1 protein-coding gene is annotated in these 902 nt (G+C 48.2%); it reads right to left on the reverse strand.

Features of this window, described 5'->3' with window-relative positions; all coding sequences use genetic code 11:
• Positions 1-902, reverse strand: a 902-nt coding sequence (gene proS / locus R8N49_RS25735; protein WP_318190285.1) for a proline--tRNA ligase, incomplete at both ends; no start/stop codon positions are given.

The following is a 902-nucleotide window of genomic DNA, read 5'->3' on the forward strand; positions in this document are numbered from 1 at the left end:
CATCCATGCTGCGATCGCCAATCACGATAGTGTGAGGGATACCGATCAACTCGATGTCAGAGAACATCACACCTGGACGTTCTTTACGGTCATCAAATAGAACTTCGATGCCCATAGCAGTTAGTTCCGCGTATAGTTTCTCTGCTGCTTCTTTTACGCGCTCAGATTTGTGCATGTTCATTGGCACGATTGCTACTTGGAAAGGTGCAATTGCGTCTGGCCAAATGATGCCGTATTTGTCGTGGTTCTGTTCAATCGCAGAAGCAACAACACGCGATACACCGATGCCGTAACAGCCCATCTCTAGGATTACGTTTTTACCGTCAGGGCCAAGAACGCTACAGTTCATTGCTTCTGAGTAAACGTTACCAAGTTGGAAGATATGGCCAACTTCGATACCACGTTTCAGCATTAGCGTACCTTTACCACATGGGCTTGGATCGCCTTCCACTACGTTACGCAGATCTTCTACTTGACCCAGTTCAACGTCACGACCCCAGTTAATACCGAAGTAGTGTTTACCGTCGATGTTTGCGCCAGCGCCAAAGTCGCTCATGACTGCTACGCTGCGGTCAACGATGAATGGCAGTTCAAGGCCTACAGGGCCAAGAGAACCAGGGCCAGCACCGATCAGTTCACGAATTTCTTCTTCTGATGCCATCTCTAGTGGAGAAGCCACTTGAGGTAGGTTTTCTGCTTTCACTTCGTTTAGCTCGTGGTCACCACGAACGATCAACGCAATGATTGGTGCATCGATTTCGTCAGACGCCTTAACAAATAGCGTTTTAACGGTTTTCTCGATAGGTAGACCGTGTTGCTCAACCAACTCTGCGATTGTTTTCGCGTTTGGAGTATCAACTAGTGTCATTTCTTGAGTTGGTTCTGCGCGTTCTACCGCAGGC

The organism is Vibrio sp. 1978 (assembly GCF_033344345.1).